Genomic DNA, 19780 nt, shown 5'->3' on the forward strand with positions numbered 1-19780 from the left:
AAAAGGAACAAATAATTATTGAAAGATGTAGTAAAAGACGACAAATTTCTTGAAGAACAAAGCTTTACTGAAATTGCTATTGTAGAGTTTCATGAGGATAAGAACTAAGTTGAGTAAAATTGCTTATTCAATATTGGAGCGTTTTTCTTGAGGTTCAAGAGATGATCAAGCTTTTCTATAAAAGAAAGATTAAGTTGAATATAGTAAGGGCGTGTTTTGATCAATCTTTTTCAAAACACGCCCTATTTCCTTTTGTTCGTTTAATTTAGAATCAATTTGATTAAACATTACTTTAAACCAAAATGTATTTATTGGGGCTAAAGGCTAGCAGAATTTTTATAGCCTAATTTACTAGAAATGCGCATTCCTGTTTTAATAATTTGTTCTATTAATCTATGCAAACGTTCATCGGTGAGGTTAAAGTTTATGAACCCAATACTTACTGCCCCGATGAGTTCGTCTAAATGATTAAACACGGGAGCACCTAACGCGGAAGTATTAGGTGTTTTTTCTCCATGACTTTCACCGAATCCTTGTTTCTTTATTCGATTTAACGTATTCCAAAATTCCTCTTTTCCATTTTCTTCTACTAAAGTATTCACAACTAATCCTGCTTGTTGTGTGGACATATTAGCAAGCATGACTTTATTAGCCGCCCCTATATGCATGGGAATTCGGATACCTAGTTGATCATAAATGCGAATGGGATTACTTTGACAATCAATTCGCTCTACTATTAACGAATCAAGACCATTTGGTTTGCTGAAATAAACAGTTTCCTCTACTTCTTGCATAAGTCTTTCTAACTCAGTACGTATAACCTCAACATAATCCAGATTATCATACAACTGTAAGCCATATTCTAACCAGGTAGTTCCTAATGCGTATAGTTTTGTATCACTATTTTGTATAACAAGCCCATGCTTTTTCATTGCTTTCAAAAGACGGTGCATCGTACTAAGTGGAAGATTGCATTGCTTGGACAGATTAGAGATAGATAGCCCCTTTTTCAATTCACTTGAAGATAGTAATCTTGTTATTTGCATGGTTCGATCAATGGTCTGCATCCTATCTTCTTCCCCTCTATTTTTAATTTCACTATATCACTTAACTTTCTAAATTAAAATTTATTTAAGCTGGTTAACTTTTTTGAAAATTCATTGACATTATATTAACTGAACAATTATACTAATAAAAACATTTCCTATTGTCAGAAGTGTTTTCCACATAACGGAAAGGATGATAAGGGTGAGCTACAGTGGTTCAATGGTTCGAAAATTAGAGCATGTAATTATTAAACATCCACGTGACGCTTTTATTAGTCAAGAACATTTACGTAATGAATGGAAAAGGTTTAATTATATCGAAGAACCTAATTACGAGGAAGTTTTAGATGAATTTAACCAGTTTTTAACAATCCTGGAGAATCATGTAGCACATATCGATTATTTACCGGTTTCTAAACAAACAGGACTTGATTCCATTTATGCGCATGATCCCGTGAAATTCACAAAAGAAGGCGCTATCATTTTGAAATCCGGAAAAGAACTAAGGCAACCTGAAGCCAAAGTGTATAAACAATTCTTGCAAGAGAAGAACATACCTATTATTGGTGAATTAACTGGTGAAGCTGTGTCAGATGCAGGAGATATTGTTTGGTTAGATAACCGTACATTAGCAGTTGGTCGTGGTTATCGAACAAATGATGAAGCCATCCGGCAATTAAAGGAAATAACTGCACACTTGGTAGATGAATTTATTGTTGTACAACTGCCACATGATCAGGGAGAAGATGAATGCTTACATCTTATGTCTATCATCAGTATGGTTGATCATGATTTGGCGGTAGTTCATTCTAGGCTGATGCCCGTATTTTTCAGACAATTATTACTTAAACGGGGAATCAATTTAATTGAAGTACCAGAAAAAGAATATCTGACGCTTGGATGCAATGTCCTAGCTTTGGAACCAAGAGTTTGTTTAATCGTTTCTGGTAACAACGAAACAAAAAGAAAGCTAGAAGCAGCAGGAGCAACCGTATTTGAATACAAAGGTATAGAGATATCTTATAAAGGAACAGGAGGACCTACTTGTCTAACCTGTCCCGTTATTCGTAATTAAATGGAGGTTTGTAAAATGTTTAAACAATTGATTGTTAAAAAAACTGGAAGAAGCTACTTAAATGGATTAACTACTAGTGATTTAGGAGAGCCAGACTATACTAAATTACTTTCACAACATGATGCTTATATAGAGGCATTAGAAATGTGCGATGTGGCGATTAAAATACTCCCCAAAAGTGAGGAGTTTCCTGACTCTACTTTTGTTGAGGATACAGCCGTGCTAACATCCGAATTTGCTGTAATAACAAATCCAGGCGCTGATTCACGGAATGGTGAAATTAAAGAAATGGAGCATGTTTTAAAAGAATTTTATACAGACATTCGCTATATAAATGCACCGGGTACTTTGGATGGTGGTGATGTCCTTCAAATCGATAAACATTTTTACATCGGCATTTCAGACCGTACGAATGAAGATGGTGCTAACCAATTAAAAAGAATAGTAGAATCATCTGGTTATCAAGCAACGATTGTACCTTTGAAGAAATTCTTCCATTTAAAATCCGGAGTATCATATCTTGGAGATAACCTTATTATTGCTGCCGGCGAGTTTGTTGATCATCCAGACTTCGTACAATATGAAAAAATTGTAGTACCACCAGAAGAAGAATATTCAGCTAACTGCATCCGTGTTAATGATTTTGTCATCTTTCCAAAAGGATTTGAAAAGACGAAAAAGCAGATAAACGATGCTGGGTATAGAACAATTGAGGTCGATATGACTGAATTTCAGAAGCATGATGGTGGTTTGAGCTGCCTTTCTTTACGGTTTTAAAAATTCCCCAAAAAAATAGTAGAATAATATTGCATTAAAAAGAAGGAGTGCTAAATTTTATGAATCATGATCAAGAGCACGGACAATTAAAACGTTCGATGAAAAGACGTCATTTATTCATGCTTTCGCTTGGTGGTGTAATTGGTACAGGTCTCTTTCTCAATGCAGGATATACGATCAATCAAGCAGGCGCAGGTGGAGCTATCCTAGCATTTTTATTCGGTGGTCTTATTTTATTTATGGTTATGGTATGTCTTGGTGAACTTGCAGTACATATGCCCGTCACTGGTTCCTTCCAAACTTATGCTACTAGATATATTGGACCATCTGCCGGATTTTCCCTTGGCTGGATGTATTTGGTCGGTTCAGCCGCTACTGCGGGAGTCGAATTTACAGCAGCAGGTATTCTGATGCAACATTGGTTTCCTGACTCACCGATTTGGATTTGGTGTGCAGTCTTTATCGCTCTTCTATTTACGTTGAATGCCTTAACCACTAGAGGATTTGCGGAGGCAGAATATTGGTTCGCCGGTATAAAAGTAGTTGCCGTATTAGTGGTTATCTTAGTTGGAATTGCAGCCATATTTGGCTTTATTCCATTGACTGATCGACCTACCCCCTTCTTCGAGAATCTCGCACCAGACGGTCTTTTCCCTGTGGGTATTGCCATGGTATTCGTTACAATGATGAATGTAATCTTTTCCTATCAAGGTTCAGAGTTAGTTGGAATTGCAGCAGGTGAAACAGAAGAGCCCGAAAAAAATATTCCAAGAGCTATACGTAATATCATTGTACGAATTATTGTTTTTTATATTGGATCTATCATTATACTGTCTGCTATTTTCCCTGCTTCTGAATTAGGATTACTAGAAAGCCCATTTGTGACCTTATTGACAATTGCTGGTATTCCGTTCGCTGCGGATATAATGAACTTTGTTATCTTGACTGCTATCCTTTCAGTCGGTAATTCTTGTCTCTATGCATCAACACGACTGCTATGGTCAATGTCACATGAAGGTATGGCTCCAAAGGTATTCGGAAAGCTAACAAAGAAAAAAGTTCCACTAAACGCTCTCTATTTCACCATTTCATTTTCCTTTTTATCACTACTAACAAGCTTTATGGCAGCGAATACAGTATTTGTTTTACTTATGTCTATTGCCGGTATTGCAATCACAATTTCTTGGATGGGAATTGCCTTTTCCCAATTCATGTTCCGACGAAAGTATGTTAGAAGTGGTGGAAAAGTAGCAGATTTGAAATATAAAGTAGCCTTTTATCCTTTTACTCCATTGTTTTGTATTGGATCCTGTTTGGCAATTTTGATCTCTCTCGCTTTTGACCCGACACAACGGATTGGATTGTTTTACGGTATCGGTTTCTTAATCGCCTGTCTACTTTTCTATCGATTTAAGTTAGGGAAGAAAAAGGATAGCAAAATAGATGAGACACCTACACGCATTGAAAAATTTTAATTTTGATTTAAAGTGAATTAAAGAACTTTTAGTAAAGTTTTTAATGCCGCAGTGGAAATTACTCTGTCTAGCTATGGCTCCTAGCGGCGTACAAATGGATAGGCATGAATAGTAGGGTGATCTGTCCCTACTTTCATCATGACTAACTATTTGCTAGGTGCTATGCGATCGTTGCGGAAAAACACTACGCTTTCCGCGGGGTCTCATCGTCTTCGCTTTCCCGCAGGAGTCTTCGTGTTTTTCCTTCGCTGCTGTGGTGTCAAATAACGGAATGATAGTAATCATTTTAGCATGAATTTTCACTATCATGACAGTTGATTTCCGCGGAGGACAGTTGACTCCTGCGGGAACAGCACGTGTCTGAAGACCCCGCAACGGTGGTCTTCGAGGCCACTGAAAAAGTGGTGGATTTTAAAAATGGAAATCAACCAGCAGTTACGAAATATTTTACGTCAATAGCAACAGACTTTGCTAAAACGGCCTTTAATAACCAACAAACTTTTAGAAAACAGTCTTTATTATAATATAAAAATACTAGTTAACAAGAGAAAGGAGTTAGATATTATGAATAAACTTAGATGGGAAACTCCCAATGATCTAAGGTCTTTACTATCTGAAATTGTTAGTTGGAAGAGTATAACGTTGTCAGAAGGAGAACGTCAATTTCCAATGAAACTACAAGCTAAATTACAGGATCTTGACTATTTTCAAGAGTTTCCTGAACACCTTTCTCTTCATGATGCCGATTTGCGGAGGAAGTTTTTAACTGCACTTTATAAACATCCTGAAGCAACAGAGACCATCTGTTTAATCAGCCACTTTGACACAGTGAACACAGAAGAATACGGAGACTTTGAACCACTCGCTACACAACCAGAGGAACTTACCAAAGTATTACTTGAGAGACAGGACGAATTACCAGAAGATGTTCTTAAAGATTTAGAGTCTGGTGAATATTTATTTGGACGCGGAACCATGGACATGAAAATAGGACTAGTTCTGCACATGCGTTTAATTGAAAAAGCGAGTATCGAAAAATGGCCGATTAACTTATTGTTAGTAACAGTTCCTGATGAGGAAGTAAACTCTTCAGGAATGCGATGTGCTGTCCCAACGTTACTTGATTTACAGGAAGAACATGGGCTAACATATAAATTATTCTTAAATAGTGAGTCTGTTTTCACTCAGAAACCAAAGCGTCATGAGCATTATATTTACTCGGGGACCATTGGGAAGATTTTACCCGCAGCTCTCTTTTATGGTAGAGAAACACACGCAGGAGAACCACTAAGTGGAATGACATCTCCTTATATTGCTTCCTTTTTAACACAGGAAATGGAATGGAACGATACCTTTCAAGAAACGTTTTTTGGTGAAACAACTCCCCTTCCAGTAACATTACAGCAAAAGGATTTAAGGTTAGAATATTCTACGCAGACGCCTTATCGTTCAATGGCATTGTATAATATCTTCTTAATGGAGCGAAGTGCTTCTGAAGTCTTTAATCTTTTCGAGTACGTTGCCAATGAAGCAGCTAGGAAATGTAATGAAGATTATAATAAGGTCTGTCAAAAAAACAAGGTAGATCCTATCGGACAAGTTAACGTTATCCGATATAAAGATTTACTAGAGCATGCGACTAAGAAATTTGGAGACGAATATGTTAGTTCAGTAAAAGCTGACGTCCAGTTCCATGAAGAATGGGATGAACGTGAAAAATCTCTTAGAATTACAGATAAATTGATGATCCAATGCCAGGAATTAGCACCAGCGATAATTATTTTATTTGCACCACCCTTCTATCCCGCAGTTAATTCAACGGGAAACAACCTTATTGATACGTGTACAGATTTTGTTACTAGAAAGGCATCAGAAAAATACAATCTGTCTATCAAACTAATTCACTACTTTAATGGTTTGTGCGATTTAAGTTACGTAAACTACGCTGGTTCCAGTGAAGGTTGGACAGCGTTTGAAGAAAATACACCTGTCTGGGCTGATAGTTATACGATTCCATTTGAAGGGATGCACAAATTGAACGCACCTGTATTAAATATAGGACCATTCGGGAAAGATGCACATAAACGGACAGAGCGTTTACATATCAAAAATGCTTTTGAAGAAATCCCTGAAATTTTAGAAGATATGATTCATATGGTAAGTAAACAGTAGAAGGAATTTAAAGTTATAATCAACTATTTAGATAGGAAGAGCTCAGTAGGCTCTTCCTATCTATTTTGTCTCCACCCCTAATACAACTTACTAGCTGTATTTTCCGTGATTTCCATTTTCACTTTCTCTGCTTCTTTATAATTTTCAATTGTAAGTCCTGTACAAATTAAATCGATAAGGAATAACTGTGTGACCTTGGATACTAATGAACCACTATCAAGCGGACTTTCTTTAGTTGAAGATAACAAAATGTGATCAGCAAATTTGGTTAATGGTGATTTAGTATAATTGGTTAACGCAATAATTGTGGCTTTTTTCTCTTTCGCTATTTTTACTGTATCAATGATATCCTTTGTACTCCCAGTTAAGCTAATCGCAATAACTACTGTATTTTTATTCATAGATGATGCCCTCATCACTTGAAAGTGAGAATCTGTAACAACACTCACATGCTTACCAATACGCATCAGCCTGTTTTGCATATCCAACGCTGCTATCCCAGAAGATCCTAATCCAAAAATTACGACATCCTGACTTTTATTGATTGCATGAATAGACGCATCCAGTGCTTCCTTATCAATGATTTCATAAGAGTCTTCGATTGCTTGCATCATATTGTTTCTAATCTTTTCCATGTATGTTCCATCGTTATGCTTGTTTGATGCAATAGAAACTTCCTGGGCAAATGCAAACTTAAAATCCTGAAAACCTTTGAAACCCAATTTCCGAAAAAAGCGTAATACAGTAGCTTCAGCAACGCCACTGGTGTCCGACAGTTCCGTTAATGAATGATATAAAACTTTTTGTTCATTTGAAACGATATAATCGTATATTTTTTTTTCGGACTTTGTGAAGCTTTGTTTATTTTGCTCCATTATAATGGAAGGTTTAATTACCTTCACTTGATCTTCTACCATAGTAGACTCCTTCCCAATTTAGAAATTCATCAGATAATGCTTGGCTGCGCCTAATAAATTCGCTTTATTATCATTTTCAGCAAGCTTTACTTCTAAAGAACGCCGATGATTTGGCATCACCTTCCCCATAAGTGATCGTTTAATTGCTTGTAATAAAAACTCTCCTTGTGCGGAAACCCCTCCACCTATAACGATTAATTTCGGGTTGAAAATATGTACTAATGATTGCAGACCTGTTGTCATATCATCAATCCATTTTTCAAAAATCTCTATGCACGCATGATTTCCCTGCTTGGTCATCGTAAAAAATTCTTTTAGATCAATTTGTTGTCCAAGGGTTTCAAAAATCCTTTCTTCCAGTGCAGCACTTGAGGCATATTTTTCAAAACATCCATTATTTCCGCAAGTACATGGTTTTCCATTCGGATAAAGGCTAATATGACCGATTTCTCCGGCTGAAAAGTTAGAACCTGTATAGAGCTCACCATTTAGAAATAACGCTCCACCAATTCCTGTCCCAATCGTAACACATAAAAAGTCATTTACATTTACAGCTGCACCCTTCCAATACTCACCGAGTGCTGTACAGTTTACATCATTTTCTACGGTAACTGGCAATCCTGTATGTTTACGTACAAGTTCTGCAACGGGTACTCCTGTATAGCCTGGAATATTGTTTGTCGCAAAAACAACGGTGCCATTTACATTATCAATTTGTCCTGCACTGCTGATAGCAATGCCCGTTAGTTCATCGTTACCCCTTAATTCATCACAGACTTTTAAAACTTTACCGATAACCTCCATCCCTCCAAGATGAGCTTCTGTAGGAGTAGAGGCACTATATAAAAAATTGCCTTGATCCGTTACAACACCATATTTAATAGATGTTCCGCCGATATCTATAACACCAAGCTGCATATTAATTTCTCCTCTGTTTCATTGTAGTTAGAAAACTTGGCTTATCGCCAAGCCTTAATGGCGAAAGCCTTAGTTGCACTTATGCAGTAAGAAAGGATTTATACTTTCTTAACTGCTAAAAAGAGAAAAACCCATACTTAGGTTTTTCTCTTTGAAGTAGCGTTCTCATAATCTAAATTTTATTTAGTTAGAAACTCTAAGCTCACGGAATGTTGATTGTTTTGTGAAACAAATAATCGTTTGTTAAAATCAGGACTTTCCACAGGGAAATCTTCCCTATAATGAGCTCCTCGACTTTCTTTTCGTTCCAGCATAGCTTGAAGTAAAATTTGAGACAACCTGATAAAATTTCTTACCTTTATAGCAAGCTTTCTGGAATGTCGGTGCTCAATAAGTTCTTCAAATTGAAAATCGGACTCCAATACGTTGATTTCCTCAAGTGCAGCGACTAGCTGTTTCTCTGATCTTACTACATTTCCATGATACCACATAATTTCTTTTATTTTATCTACAATCTGATTCGCTGTTAATTCACTTTCCTGTGATTCATACGAATTAGTAAAGTCCAATAGTTTTTGTAATTGTTCATTACCTTCTTCCTCAGTTAAATCGTAGGCATCTACGGATTGTAAGTACTTCCCACATGCTGTTGCAGCACGTTTTCCGAATACCATGCATGCTCCTGTAGAGTTGCCTCCAAGCCTATTAGCTCCTTCGATATTAGAAGAAAGTTCTCCAATTGCATACAATCCATCAATTCCTGTTTCCCCGTGCGTGTCAATAAATACACCACCATTGCTGGCATGGGCAAAAGGAGCAATCTTAACCTCCTGTTTTGTTAAATGAACATTTTTGCCCTTTAACCAATCCAAGTACACGGTATAAAACTCTTCTTTGTTTTCGTAAAGCTCTTCATCATAGACTAGTGAAAATCCCTTTTCATCTCTAGATGCAATAATACTTTTCATCATCGCAATATCGAAATATCTAGATTCAAGCGAATGTGTAAATGGCCCATGTGAACTTCGGATTTCCAGACATTCCTTTTTGGTTACTTCTTCTGGTAGATAAGGATCGAGCAAGCTTTCCCCGTTGTCATTTATAATATCCTGACAATACATTAACGTATGCTCGCCGAATAACGTTTTATAGCGGGGAGCAGTAATACCAGGAATAAATTGAATAAATTCCATGTTTACTAAACTTGCACCCGCTTCAAGCGCTAAAATGTGACCAGATCCATCTACATCGGTTGGATTTAGATTATGTTTATATAAACTTCCGAAACCACCAGATGCCAGAATGACTGCTTTACATTCTACAAGAACAAATTCATTTTCTTCATTTAGCATCACCGCTCCAACAATCCGTTTTTCTTTTTTTATCAAAGAAACGACAACTGTCTTCTCCATTAAGTTTAAATTGTCATATTCACTGAAAATTGTTCTTACATTTTCACGAATTTGGTCCCAATCACTTAATAAATAAATATCCCTTGGATGATTCGCAAAACAAGCCTTCCGCTCGCCTTCCAATTTCTTTGAAAGAACACCGATATCTTTGTATTCCGTTACTCTATCAGGAATTTCCTCAACATAAACCTCAGCAAGATCTTGCCTATGCATCCCCCGACTTAGATCTTCTATATCCTGCAGAAAAAGTTCTTTGTCATCTGCATCTTTGGTAACCTGTGTACCTAAGGAAGCCTTTAAAGGATAAAAACTTGAACCCGAGGCAAGCTTCGTCTTCGTTACCATCAAAACTTCATGTTTTGAGCTTGCTAACTCTTTACTGACTTTAATTCCGGAAAGTCCACTCCCAACAACTAATACGTCTGTTGTAATTTTACTGTCGATTTTCAAGACTAACCCACCTATGCTTATCTATTCTTTACTTCTTTGATCATAAAAGGTAAGTTCTAAGCTATCATTTTCAGCTTTACTTTTCCCACTGAATAATAAACTAAATACATATCCGAAAACGAGAGATGCAACTAAGTTGATTAACGAGTATGCCCATAATGTAGTGTCCGTAAAGTAAGAAACATAAACTGCTATGATTGAAGTAGCAATAAAGCCTGCTAACGCACCCTTAGAATTTGCTTTTTTAGTCATAACTCCTAGTGTAAATGTTCCTCCAATAATACCTAGGACTAATCCCATTAAACCATTGAACCACTCATAAGCTGAACTAATGTCGGAATATGCCAGGACAATAGCAAAAACTATAGAGAAAACACCTACAAGAATGGATACATATTTCGCTATCTTTGTACCTTTTTCATCAGATATACCAGGCGTCAATACCTTTTGGATATCAAGTGTCCAACTTGTAGCAACACTATTTAAGCCAGTAGAAAGTGTTGATTGACCAGCTGCAAATAAACCTGCTATTAATAACCCTGATATCCCGGCTGGAAGTTCACTAACAATAAAATTCGCAAAAATTAAATCAGAATTTCCACTTGGAATATCTTGTCCCATTTGTTGCGTGTAGAAAACATACATCGCTGTTCCAATGAAAAAGAATAAAGTTGCTGTACCAAATGAAAGCACACCATTAAACACTGTCATTTTCTTCATCTGTTTCAAGTCATTTGTAGTCAAATAACGTTGCACCATATCCTGGCTGGATATATAGGAAAATGCGGTTGACAATCCTGCACCTAAAAAGATAATGAACAAACTGTCATTTAAGATATTGGGATCAAAAATTACTGCTTCACTTAAGAATTTGTTATCCGCAATACCCATTTGGAATATTTCTGGAACCCCACCTTCTACTGAGACAATGAGAACAATAAGTGCAAAAATACCGCCACCGATTAATACGACTCCTTGAATAAAATCAGTCCAAAGTACAGAGTTTATTCCACCAATAGATGAATAAATCGTTGCAATTCCACCCATAAATAAAATAATAAGAACGGTATTTATTCCTGTTACCGCGGATAATGCTATAGCTGGCAGATACATGATAATAGACATTCTACCCAATTGATAAATAATAAATAGAATACTAGCTATCATCCGAAGATTTTTATCGAACCTTCTTTCTAAATACTCATAAGCTGTATCTAAATTTAAATTTCGATAAACAGGAAGAAAAAAGTACATTGCTACAGGGACAGCAATAAGGAGACCAAATTGTGCGGCCCAAAGATGCCAAGTATCTCCATAAGAAGTACCTGCTAGCGATAAGAAAGAAATAGGACTTAGTAACGTTGCAAAAAGACTAACAGATGTTACCCACCAAGGTACTGTCCCATCCCCTTTAAAGAATTCCTTCCCCTTCATTTCTTTTTTTGCAACAGCAATACCGATGTACAGTATGAATAATAAATAAGCAAATAAAATGATATAATCAATTACCTCAAACGTTCCCCTCATTTGAACCTTCCCCCTTTAGTTATGATTACAGGTATTTTTCTGCAATTTTTCGAGCCTTAGCTAACCCTTCTGGCTTAAGCGTTTTCATCGGTTTTCTGCAAAAACCTGCGTCCACACCTTTATATTTTAGTATCTCTTTAATTGTCTGATAGAGCCCGTTAGTCAAAATCTCAGCAATAAGATCATTTGTAACTTTTTGTACTTCTCTAGCCTCTTCAATTTGCCCGTTTTGAGCTAATTCAAAGATTTGTTTCGCTCTTTGTCCATTAACATTAAACGTACTGCCGATAGCTCCATCAATATTTAGAACGCTTGCGGAAAGAAGCATCTCATCAAATCCTGAATAAATTAATTTGTTCGGATATGCATGTCTTAGTCTTTCTAATAAGAAAAAGTCTGGTGCTGTAAATTTAACCCCAATAACTTTTTCATTTTGAAACAGCTCACCAAACTGTTCAAGGTTCATATTTACTCCCGTCAATGCAGGAATGGAATAAATGATTAAATCATTATCTACATTTTCTAAAATGGTATTATAGTAATCCTTAATTTCTTCAAATTCAAATTTGTAATAAAAAGGAGTTACAGCAGAAATTGCGTCATAGTTAAGATCCGTTGCATATTGTGCAAGTTCAATTGCCTCGTCAATATTTAATGCACCTACCTGTCCGATAAGTTTCACACTGTCTCCCACTTCATCTTTAACAATGTCGAAAATTTTCTTTTTAGCCTCAGTAGAAATCAAGAAGTTTTCTCCTGTACTACCATTCACGTACAAACCATCAACCTTTGATACATCAATATTGTATCGGACAATCTCCCTTAATCCTTTTTCGTTAATATTTCCTTGTTCATCAAATGAACACATAAGAGCTGTATATAAACCATTCATTATGATCACCTTCCATTAGTTAGATTTTTTTATAATTCTTCTATTGCGCTTACAAATTTTCCAGTAATTATTTTAGGACGCGTAATTGCACTTCCAACTACAACAGCATGTGCACCTAGTTGAAGAGCCTTTTTCGCTTTCTCAGGTATATCGAAATTTCCTTCTGCAATAACTGGAATCGAAACATTTTCGATAAGATCCTTTGTTATTTCAAGTGGAACAGTTCCTTTGGAGTATGATGTGTAACCAGCTAATGTAGGAGCAACTACATCCACTCCTGCTTTTTCGGCATTTATTCCCTCTTCCAGCGTAGAAACATCTGCCATAAATAATTGATCAGGATACCTTGCTTTTACTTCAGAAAAGAATTCTTCAAAGCTTTTACCATCTGGTCTTTCCTGCTTTGTAGCATCAAAAGCAATTATATCCACGGCTTCCTGATAAAGCGCCTCCACTTCATTTATAGTCGGTGTGATAAAAACATCACTGTCAGCAAAGTCTTTTTTTATAATCCCTATAATGGGGAGGTTCACTTCTTTTTTAATTGCCTGGATGTCCTTCACTGTATTAGCGCGAATTCCAGAAGCACCTCCTTGACTTGCCGCTAAAGCCATTTTTCCCATGATATAAGCATCATGCAGCGGTTCATCTTCAAGTGCTTGACAGGAAACAATTAATTTCTTGCTGATTTTTCCCAATATGCTCATAAATAATCTCCTAACTTTAATCAATAGCGTTTATTTTGTAAATAAGCGCTTTCAATAATAGAACTATATCATTTTGATTTTTTGTTGTCAATATTATAATAAAAATGATAATTAGATGTCATAAAAGAAAGCGTAATTACTTTAACCTTAGAAAACTTGGTTTATCGCCAAGCTTTAATGGCGAAAGCCTTAGTTGCACTTATACTAATATCCATTAAAATTTATGATTTCTATCAGTGCAAAAAAGATGCCACTCATTAAAGTAGCACCTTTTAGAATCATATTATATCTTGTATCCTTCAAATTAAAGGCACCCTCAGCAATCTTGATCTTAGATGCCTGATATTAATCACTCTATCTTCTTCCTTATTTTATAACTCCTAGATGATATAAAGAACTACCCCTAGGGGTTATTTATGTTTTCGAGACACTCTTTTTCACATATACAACTTTTCCGTCTATTATCGTGGCCTGAACTGAAATATCCTTAATCTCCATAGAATCAACCCTTGTCGGATCAGCCTCTAAAACAGCAAAATCTGCCCGTTTCCCAACTTCAATACTTCCAGAATTCCTTTCATCAAAGTTTAGCCTTGCACCATATATCGTCATTGATTTTAATGCGGTGGTTACATCAATACACTGTTCTGGACCAAGAACATTTCCTTCCCTTGTTGTACGGTTTACGGCCTGCCAGACTAAAAACAAGGGAGATATTGGTGTTATTGGGCAGTCGGCATGAAGGGTAAACAATAAATTGCGTTCAACAGCATCGGCCAGTGGACTGATTCGCCTTGCGCGTTCGGGTCCTAAAAATATCCCTTCATGTCTGTCCCCCCAATAATAGACATGGTTAACGAAAAACGAACCCGCTATTTTAAGACTTTTCATTTTGTTTAGATCCTCAAGGGTGGCTGTTTGGACATGTTCAATACGATGTCGATGATCTAATCGTGGTGTGCTAGTAAGTGCGTTGGCATAGGCATCAAGGATTGATCCAATTGCCCTATCACCATTACCATGTACAGCAATTCGAAATCCACGGTTGTGTAAATCCAATATTTCATTATTTAATGCCGTCTGGTCATGATGAAGATCGCCATAAATATTCTCATCACAATAGTAAGGTTTCCTTAGTGCAGCGGTTAATCCTTGGATCGAACCGTCTTGAAACATTTTGATGCTGTCCAAACGCGCACGATTATTCGAACGTTCTCTTACCTCTTGATCCAATTGATTTGCAGTATACCCGCTAAACTCCCCATCTTCCCGCAGAAGGTTATGCATGATCATCAATTGAGTATGCATCGGGTTGATCCCCTTTTCCGCAGCTTTTAAATGGATATTAAGATCGTCACCCAATATTCCTCCAACAGCAGCATCCGTATTTGTTGTAATACCTTGAGCTATATATTCATCCGCTGCATCTCCAAGCTCACTGATTAACTTCTCTTCATTAGGAATGGGAGTTACAGCCATTATTGGAGCCATTGCTGCCATTTCATATAAAACACCGGTTAATTGGCCTGAGCCATCACGTCCATAATGTCCTCCCTGTGGATCGGAAATATCTTTCTTAATACCCGCAATTTCCAAAGCCATGGAATTAGCAACACCCAAATGTCCTGAGGTATGCTGAATAAAAACAGGATGACTGGGAGCTGCGTGATCCAAATCCTTTCTAGTTGGATGGCGACCATCGGCTAGCAATGTATCATCATAACCCTGCCCCCTCACCCATTCTCCATTCGGAATTTGAGCAGCCTTGTGTCGGATATTCCCTATAACATCATCTATGGTTTGATTTAAAGGGGAACTACAATCAACCAACTGACGGGACTGAGAGTATCCCAGAATATGATTATGGGTATCAATAAATCCGGGAATCAATGTATTACCTTTTAAATTTAAAACCTCTGTTTCTGTGGTAATATTGGCAGTATTTCTAGGCGGCTCTGATTCCTTCCAAATTCCGATTATACGACCATTGGATACAGCAATTGAACCTGCTCTTCGGTTATCCTGATCAAGGGTTAAAACATTAGCATTTATAATTACCAAATCTGTCTTATCCATTAAAAATCACCTCTTAATTTATATTAGATAAACTTAACCTAAACAAATATGAATTGTCGATTTCCCTCTTGCCACTTCTGTACCCAACACACTCCAGTGTTTTTATTTACATACCATTTAGTTATTTGTTAACTTACAGTAAGTCCTCTTTCCCTAATTTGACTATCAACCTTTGTATCTACTTTGTTGAACTCATGTCGTATTCTGTTGTATCAACTTCTACTTTCTGCGCTGATTCGGTTACCCCCTGAAATCCTTTCACCTTTTTTGGAATTAAATAAAGAAATATAAAAGACATTGCAGTAAGGATGGTAAGGATAAGTGCTGTACTAGAGAGTGCACTTACAGCATTTCCCCCTGCAACAAATAGAGCATAAGTTACAATAGCGAACGAAGCTCCTACACGTTGCGCAGTATTTTCAATCATGGTATACGTGAATGTAATAGCCCCGAGGCGTGAAGGATCTGCTTTTGACAAGACAACAGCTCTTGTTGCAGGACCGGCGAAACCGATACCAATTCCGATTAGACACATGGATATTAATAAATATAAAAAGGAGGTTTCCACAGTCACTGCTATCAGCATCCCTGATCCTCCGACAAGCAGAACAATACTTAACCCAATCATAAACCGTGCGGAAAGTCTGCTCATCCATCTACCGCTCAATAAATTTGCTACTGCCATTGTTGCGAAAAGTGCCATTTGTAATAAACCAACAATTGTGGAAGACTTCTCCTGTACACCTTGAACAAAGAACGTTAATAAATACATTACACTGCTAAATGTCACAAACAACAGAACAGAAATTATTGATGTTACCCAAAAGTTTCGATTTGCGGCATAGTTAATATCAACCAAAGGATCTTTTTGTTTTTTTTCAACAACAATTAGTAATAAAAATGCGATAACAAAAACACCAAAGGGCGGAAGCCACATCCAAGAAGAAATTCCATAACTGTTAATAAATGTTGGTATTGTTAAGATGCCTATCAATGTTAATAACACGAATATTACACCTAAAAAATCAAAAGATCCCGATTTTTTTCCCTGAACTTTTGGTACCCCCGTGAAAAACAAAAGAAACGATACAATACCAAGAAGCGCACAAAACCAAAAGATGGATGTCCATCCCAAACTATCAACAAACACCCCACTTATAACTGGCCCTAATACACCACCTATTACAGAATAAAATCCAAATATACCAAGTGCTTTCCCACGTTGCTCATCATTAAAGAACTTTCCTACATAGGTAAATCCTGCGGGTATTACCGCAGCTCCGGCTACTCCTTTAATGAACATCCCAACAACTAACACCCAAAAGAAAGGGGCCAAAGCAACTAACGATGATCCAATAGTGAGAAGTATAGAACCTAAAATAATAACCATTTTCTGGTTAAAATAATCGCCTAACCATCCAAATAATGGTTGGAATCCAGTTAATCCTAAGGCAAAGCCTAATTGCATCCAAACCGCATAACCTGTACTTAAATCAAAGTTCTCCAGCATTTTAGGATATGCTACTAAACCTGAAGCTTCAGCAAAAACAACAAAAGTTACCCCAATGCATAAAATATGAAACGATTTTCGAATTGATTTTTCTTCCAAATTTAGTACCTCCTAAAGGTTTATAAAAAGGACAACTTCAGTTGCCCTTAAAATCATTAGCCTAGCTCAATAACACAGGCTTTTTCCCTTGTATACTCTAAAATCGAATCCGTTCCATATCCACTATCTTTAAAACCACCAAATGGTAGATCTGCCCCTACTCTACTGTAAGTGTTCACCCATACATTACCGGACTCTATTTTTTCAATCATACGGTGTGCTCTACCTAGATTACTAGTCCATACCCCTGCGGCAAGTCCATATGAGGTATCATTTGCAATCTCCAGTGCTTCTTCCTCCGTGTCGAAAGGTATAACAACTGCAACAGGACCGAAGATTTCCTCTTGGCAAATGCGTAGAGAATTACTATCCACTTTAAATAAAGTTGGTTCAACCCAGTACCCATCGGAAAATTCAGGGTTATTTGGCAAAAGAACATCTCCACCAACTCGCCCCCCAAAAACTATTTCTCCTCCTTCTTCCAAACCTAAATCGATATAAGAACGAACTTTATTATACTGTGGTAAGTTGGCTACCGGTCCCATTGTATTCGCTGTATCCAATGTATCACCGAACTTTGTCGTGTCTGGATTTGACATCCTTTCTTTCATACGAGACAACATCTCGTCAAAAATAGATCTTTGAATAAGAATTCTTGATCCAGCAGCACATATTTGACCTGCATTAGGAGTAAATATAGCACTTATTACCCCATTTACAGCCTTTTCTATATCAGCATCCTCAAAGACGATGTTTGGTGACTTTCCACCCAACTCAAAAATTAGTGGTTTTGGAACACCTGCCGAAGCAAGCGTAATTGCCTCAGCAGTCGCTTTTGAACCTGTTAGACTGACCTTATTAATTTCTTTATGGCTAACCAACGTATCACCTATTTCACTGCCCAAACCTGAAATCACATTAATAACACCTGGAGGAAGTATTTCTGAAAGTATTTCACCGTAACGTAATGAGGCAACCGCTGCGTACTCTGAAGGTTTTATGACCACCGTATTACCTGCCGCAAGAGCATAGGCTGCTTTAATAGTAAATGTAAAGAGTGGTGCATTCCAAGGCAATATTGCCAATACTACTCCTAAGGGTTCCCGCAATGTATAACCAAAACTACCTGATCCCAGCTGAGCTGTTTTACCTTGACTTCCGACTAAAGAAGCAGCTCCAGCAGCATCATACCAAAGTTGTTTCAAAACAATGGAAAGATATTGATATTCATCGAGCACCCAACCATTGTTCCTAGTCTCTAGCTTTAACAACTCTTCACCGTGCTGGGAAATTAGGTCACCAATACGCCTTAAATAATCTCCACGGTCCCTAGCGGACAATGACGACCAGCTATGATAAGCTTTACGGGCAGAAGTCACAGTTGTCTCCACATCATCTTTTGTACTTAAAGGAATCTTAGCCCAAACTTTGCCTGTTGAAGGATCAATACTATTCATCGTATTTCCTGACGATCCTGTAATCATCTTGCCGTTGACTGTATTATGGTACTGTTTAATTTCACTTGTAGTTTTCAAATTCATTCCACCTTTCAATCTTTTATTTTTGTACCTTATCTTCCCGCACTTTTTACCATCCCATGGCTAATGCTATTTGTTCATTATAATGAGAAGTTGAACCAAGATAATTTTCAAAGTAACGGGCACGTTTCAGATAGAGTTGGCAATCCATTTCCTCTGTAAAACCAATCCCTCCATGTATTTGAATATTGTGAGATGCTACACGAATATAAGCCTCTGTTGTAAAAGCACGCGCACTGAATATTGCCGCCTTACGATCTTTCTCTTCACTTTCAAGTGACCAATTAGCATAATAGCTTAAGGATCGTGCAGTTTCTAATTCCAATTTCATATCAACAATTCTGTGTTTGATCGCTTGAAAACGGCCGATGGGCTGACCAAACTGTTCACGAATTTTTGCATATTCTGTAGACATTTCTACAATTTTTTCCATTCCTCCTACCATAATGGAACTAAGAGCAGCATTTAAGTACAGCAATCCTTCTTGTAAAATAGACCATCCATGATTAATCGATCCGAGTAGCTGTCGTTTTGAAACTTTAACTTCCCGAAACGTCATCTCAGCTAAGTGCTTGGTTTCATCCACGCACTTCTGAGTTCTCATCTCTATATCATCTGTTCCATCAATAAGGACTAAGGATAATCCATCTCCCCCGGTTCCTTCACTAGTGCGCACTAAAAGAAGATAGGTGTCTGCCAGTTCACCATCAGGAACAAGGCTTTTCATTCCATCGATAACAAGCGCACCTTCTTCTTCGCGAGCAAAACATGCAATCTCGTCAGGATTGTAGCTTTTTCGTGGTTCTGCCCATGCAAGGGTAACGTTTTTTGATCCAGATGCAATTTCCGATAAGTATTTTTCCTTTTGTTCCTCTGATCCGTACTTTTCAAGCAGTGGAACAACTAAAGCCATTGTTTCCAAATAAACACCTGGTAATAGTGCACGGCCGATTTCTTCAAAAACGGGCACTAAGTCTAATGCACCAAGCCCCAGCCCACCGTATCTTTCAGAAATATTAATCCCCGTACAACCAAGTTCTGCCAAGCCTGCAAGTGAATTTTTTAAAGCATGCATTTCTCCCTTTATAAATTCCCGTGCCACCTTGGTTTGACCAGCATCATCCAAATATTTTCGTAAATATCCGCGAAACATTTCCTGTTCTTCGCTTAAAGCAAAATCCATCTATCC

15 protein-coding genes are annotated in these 19780 nt (G+C 37.3%); 4 read left to right on the plus strand and 11 right to left on the minus strand.

The annotated features are described in order from the left end of the window. Nucleotides 1-317: 317 nt before the first annotated feature. Entirely contained in the window at nucleotides 318-1067 is a 750-nt protein-coding gene (locus CFK40_RS14495) for an IclR family transcriptional regulator (RefSeq protein WP_089533037.1), read from the minus strand. A gap of 172 nt (nucleotides 1068-1239) precedes the next feature. Here CFK40_RS14495 and CFK40_RS14500 point away from each other — a divergent pair, with 172 nt between their 5' ends. From CFK40_RS14500 to CFK40_RS14515, 4 genes are all read left to right on the plus strand, one after another. Further along, entirely contained in the window at nucleotides 1240-2121 is an 882-nt protein-coding gene (locus CFK40_RS14500) for a dimethylarginine dimethylaminohydrolase family protein (RefSeq protein WP_405196552.1), read from the plus strand. 15 nt (nucleotides 2122-2136) lie between these two features. Further along, nucleotides 2137-2898, plus strand: a complete 762-nt coding sequence (locus CFK40_RS14505) for a dimethylarginine dimethylaminohydrolase family protein (protein ID WP_089533039.1) — start codon at nucleotides 2137-2139, stop codon at nucleotides 2896-2898. Nucleotides 2899-2957: 59 nt separating this feature from the next. Further along, nucleotides 2958-4373 (plus strand): amino acid permease, encoded by a 1416-nt coding sequence (locus CFK40_RS14510; protein ID WP_089533041.1) that lies wholly within the window; start codon nucleotides 2958-2960, stop codon nucleotides 4371-4373. Between the two features lie 564 nt (nucleotides 4374-4937). After that, nucleotides 4938-6545 carry a M20/M25/M40 family metallo-hydrolase gene (locus CFK40_RS14515; RefSeq protein ID WP_089533042.1) on the plus strand — a complete coding sequence of 536 codons (1608 nt, stop codon included), beginning with the start codon at nucleotides 4938-4940 and terminating at the stop codon, nucleotides 6543-6545. A gap of 77 nt (nucleotides 6546-6622) precedes the next feature. Here CFK40_RS14515 and CFK40_RS14520 read toward each other — a convergent pair whose 3' ends face one another. From CFK40_RS14520 to CFK40_RS14565, 10 genes are all read right to left on the minus strand, one after another. Further along, nucleotides 6623-7462 carry a MurR/RpiR family transcriptional regulator gene (locus CFK40_RS14520; RefSeq protein WP_089533043.1) on the minus strand — a complete coding sequence of 280 codons (840 nt, stop codon included), beginning with the start codon at nucleotides 7460-7462 and terminating at the stop codon, nucleotides 6623-6625. 18 nt (nucleotides 7463-7480) lie between these two features. Then, nucleotides 7481-8380, minus strand: a complete 900-nt coding sequence (locus tag CFK40_RS14525) for an ROK family protein (protein WP_089533045.1) — start codon at nucleotides 8378-8380, stop codon at nucleotides 7481-7483. A gap of 179 nt (nucleotides 8381-8559) precedes the next feature. Continuing rightward, nucleotides 8560-10242, minus strand: a complete 1683-nt coding sequence (locus CFK40_RS14530) for an FAD-binding protein (protein ID WP_089533046.1) — start codon at nucleotides 10240-10242, stop codon at nucleotides 8560-8562. Between the two features lie 21 nt (nucleotides 10243-10263). Further along, on the minus strand, nucleotides 10264-11769 hold the full coding sequence (locus CFK40_RS14535; RefSeq protein WP_089533048.1) for a sodium:solute symporter family protein: 1506 nt from the start codon (nucleotides 11767-11769) through the stop codon (nucleotides 10264-10266). A gap of 25 nt (nucleotides 11770-11794) precedes the next feature. Further along, complete coding sequence (locus CFK40_RS14540; RefSeq protein ID WP_089533049.1) at nucleotides 11795-12661, minus strand: N-acetylneuraminate lyase; 867 nt, start codon at nucleotides 12659-12661, stop codon at nucleotides 11795-11797. 29 nt (nucleotides 12662-12690) lie between these two features. Next, a complete protein-coding gene (locus tag CFK40_RS14545; RefSeq protein ID WP_089533050.1) occupies nucleotides 12691-13368 on the minus strand; it encodes an N-acetylmannosamine-6-phosphate 2-epimerase in 678 nt (225 codons plus the stop codon). 414 nt (nucleotides 13369-13782) lie between these two features. Continuing rightward, the gene (locus tag CFK40_RS14550) at nucleotides 13783-15444 is read right to left on the minus strand and encodes an amidohydrolase (RefSeq protein ID WP_089533052.1); all 1662 of its coding nucleotides are present in this window, start codon (nucleotides 15442-15444) and stop codon (nucleotides 13783-13785) included. A gap of 178 nt (nucleotides 15445-15622) precedes the next feature. Further along, the gene (locus CFK40_RS14555; protein WP_089533053.1) at nucleotides 15623-17053 is read right to left on the minus strand and encodes an MFS transporter; all 1431 of its coding nucleotides are present in this window, start codon (nucleotides 17051-17053) and stop codon (nucleotides 15623-15625) included. Between the two features lie 56 nt (nucleotides 17054-17109). Next, complete coding sequence (locus CFK40_RS14560) at nucleotides 17110-18594, minus strand: aldehyde dehydrogenase family protein (RefSeq protein WP_405196553.1); 1485 nt, start codon at nucleotides 18592-18594, stop codon at nucleotides 17110-17112. A gap of 46 nt (nucleotides 18595-18640) precedes the next feature. Then, nucleotides 18641-19774 (minus strand): acyl-CoA dehydrogenase family protein, encoded by a 1134-nt coding sequence (locus tag CFK40_RS14565; protein ID WP_089533056.1) that lies wholly within the window; start codon nucleotides 19772-19774, stop codon nucleotides 18641-18643. Nucleotides 19775-19780: the final 6 nt, after the last annotated feature.

It is taken from the genome of Virgibacillus necropolis, assembly GCF_002224365.1.
Classification (GTDB): domain Bacteria; phylum Bacillota; class Bacilli; order Bacillales; family Amphibacillaceae; genus Virgibacillus_F; species Virgibacillus_F necropolis.

What these genes read in the sequence shown, in the direction of transcription:
- CFK40_RS14545 (WP_089533050.1), bottom strand. Translation starts at nt 13,368, where the DNA reads ATGAGCATATTGGGAAAAATCAGCAAGAAATTAATTGTTTCCTGTCAA.
- CFK40_RS14505 (WP_089533039.1), top strand. Translation starts at nt 2,137, where the DNA reads ATGTTTAAACAATTGATTGTTAAAAAAACTGGAAGAAGCTACTTAAAT.
- CFK40_RS14510 (WP_089533041.1), top strand. Translation starts at nt 2,958, where the DNA reads ATGAATCATGATCAAGAGCACGGACAATTAAAACGTTCGATGAAAAGA.
- CFK40_RS14565 (WP_089533056.1), bottom strand. Translation starts at nt 19,774, where the DNA reads ATGGATTTTGCTTTAAGCGAAGAACAGGAAATGTTTCGCGGATATTTA.
- CFK40_RS14520 (WP_089533043.1), bottom strand. Translation starts at nt 7,462, where the DNA reads ATGGTAGAAGATCAAGTGAAGGTAATTAAACCTTCCATTATAATGGAG.
- CFK40_RS14535 (WP_089533048.1), bottom strand. Translation starts at nt 11,769, where the DNA reads ATGAGGGGAACGTTTGAGGTAATTGATTATATCATTTTATTTGCTTAT.
- CFK40_RS14560 (WP_405196553.1), bottom strand. Translation starts at nt 18,594, where the DNA reads ATGAATTTGAAAACTACAAGTGAAATTAAACAGTACCATAATACAGTC.
- CFK40_RS14495 (WP_089533037.1), bottom strand. Translation starts at nt 1,067, where the DNA reads ATGCAGACCATTGATCGAACCATGCAAATAACAAGATTACTATCTTCA.
- CFK40_RS14525 (WP_089533045.1), bottom strand. Translation starts at nt 8,380, where the DNA reads ATGCAGCTTGGTGTTATAGATATCGGCGGAACATCTATTAAATATGGT.
- CFK40_RS14515 (WP_089533042.1), top strand. Translation starts at nt 4,938, where the DNA reads ATGAATAAACTTAGATGGGAAACTCCCAATGATCTAAGGTCTTTACTA.
- CFK40_RS14500 (WP_405196552.1), top strand. Translation starts at nt 1,240, where the DNA reads ATGATAAGGGTGAGCTACAGTGGTTCAATGGTTCGAAAATTAGAGCAT.
- CFK40_RS14550 (WP_089533052.1), bottom strand. Translation starts at nt 15,444, where the DNA reads ATGGATAAGACAGATTTGGTAATTATAAATGCTAATGTTTTAACCCTT.
- CFK40_RS14540 (WP_089533049.1), bottom strand. Translation starts at nt 12,661, where the DNA reads ATGAATGGTTTATATACAGCTCTTATGTGTTCATTTGATGAACAAGGA.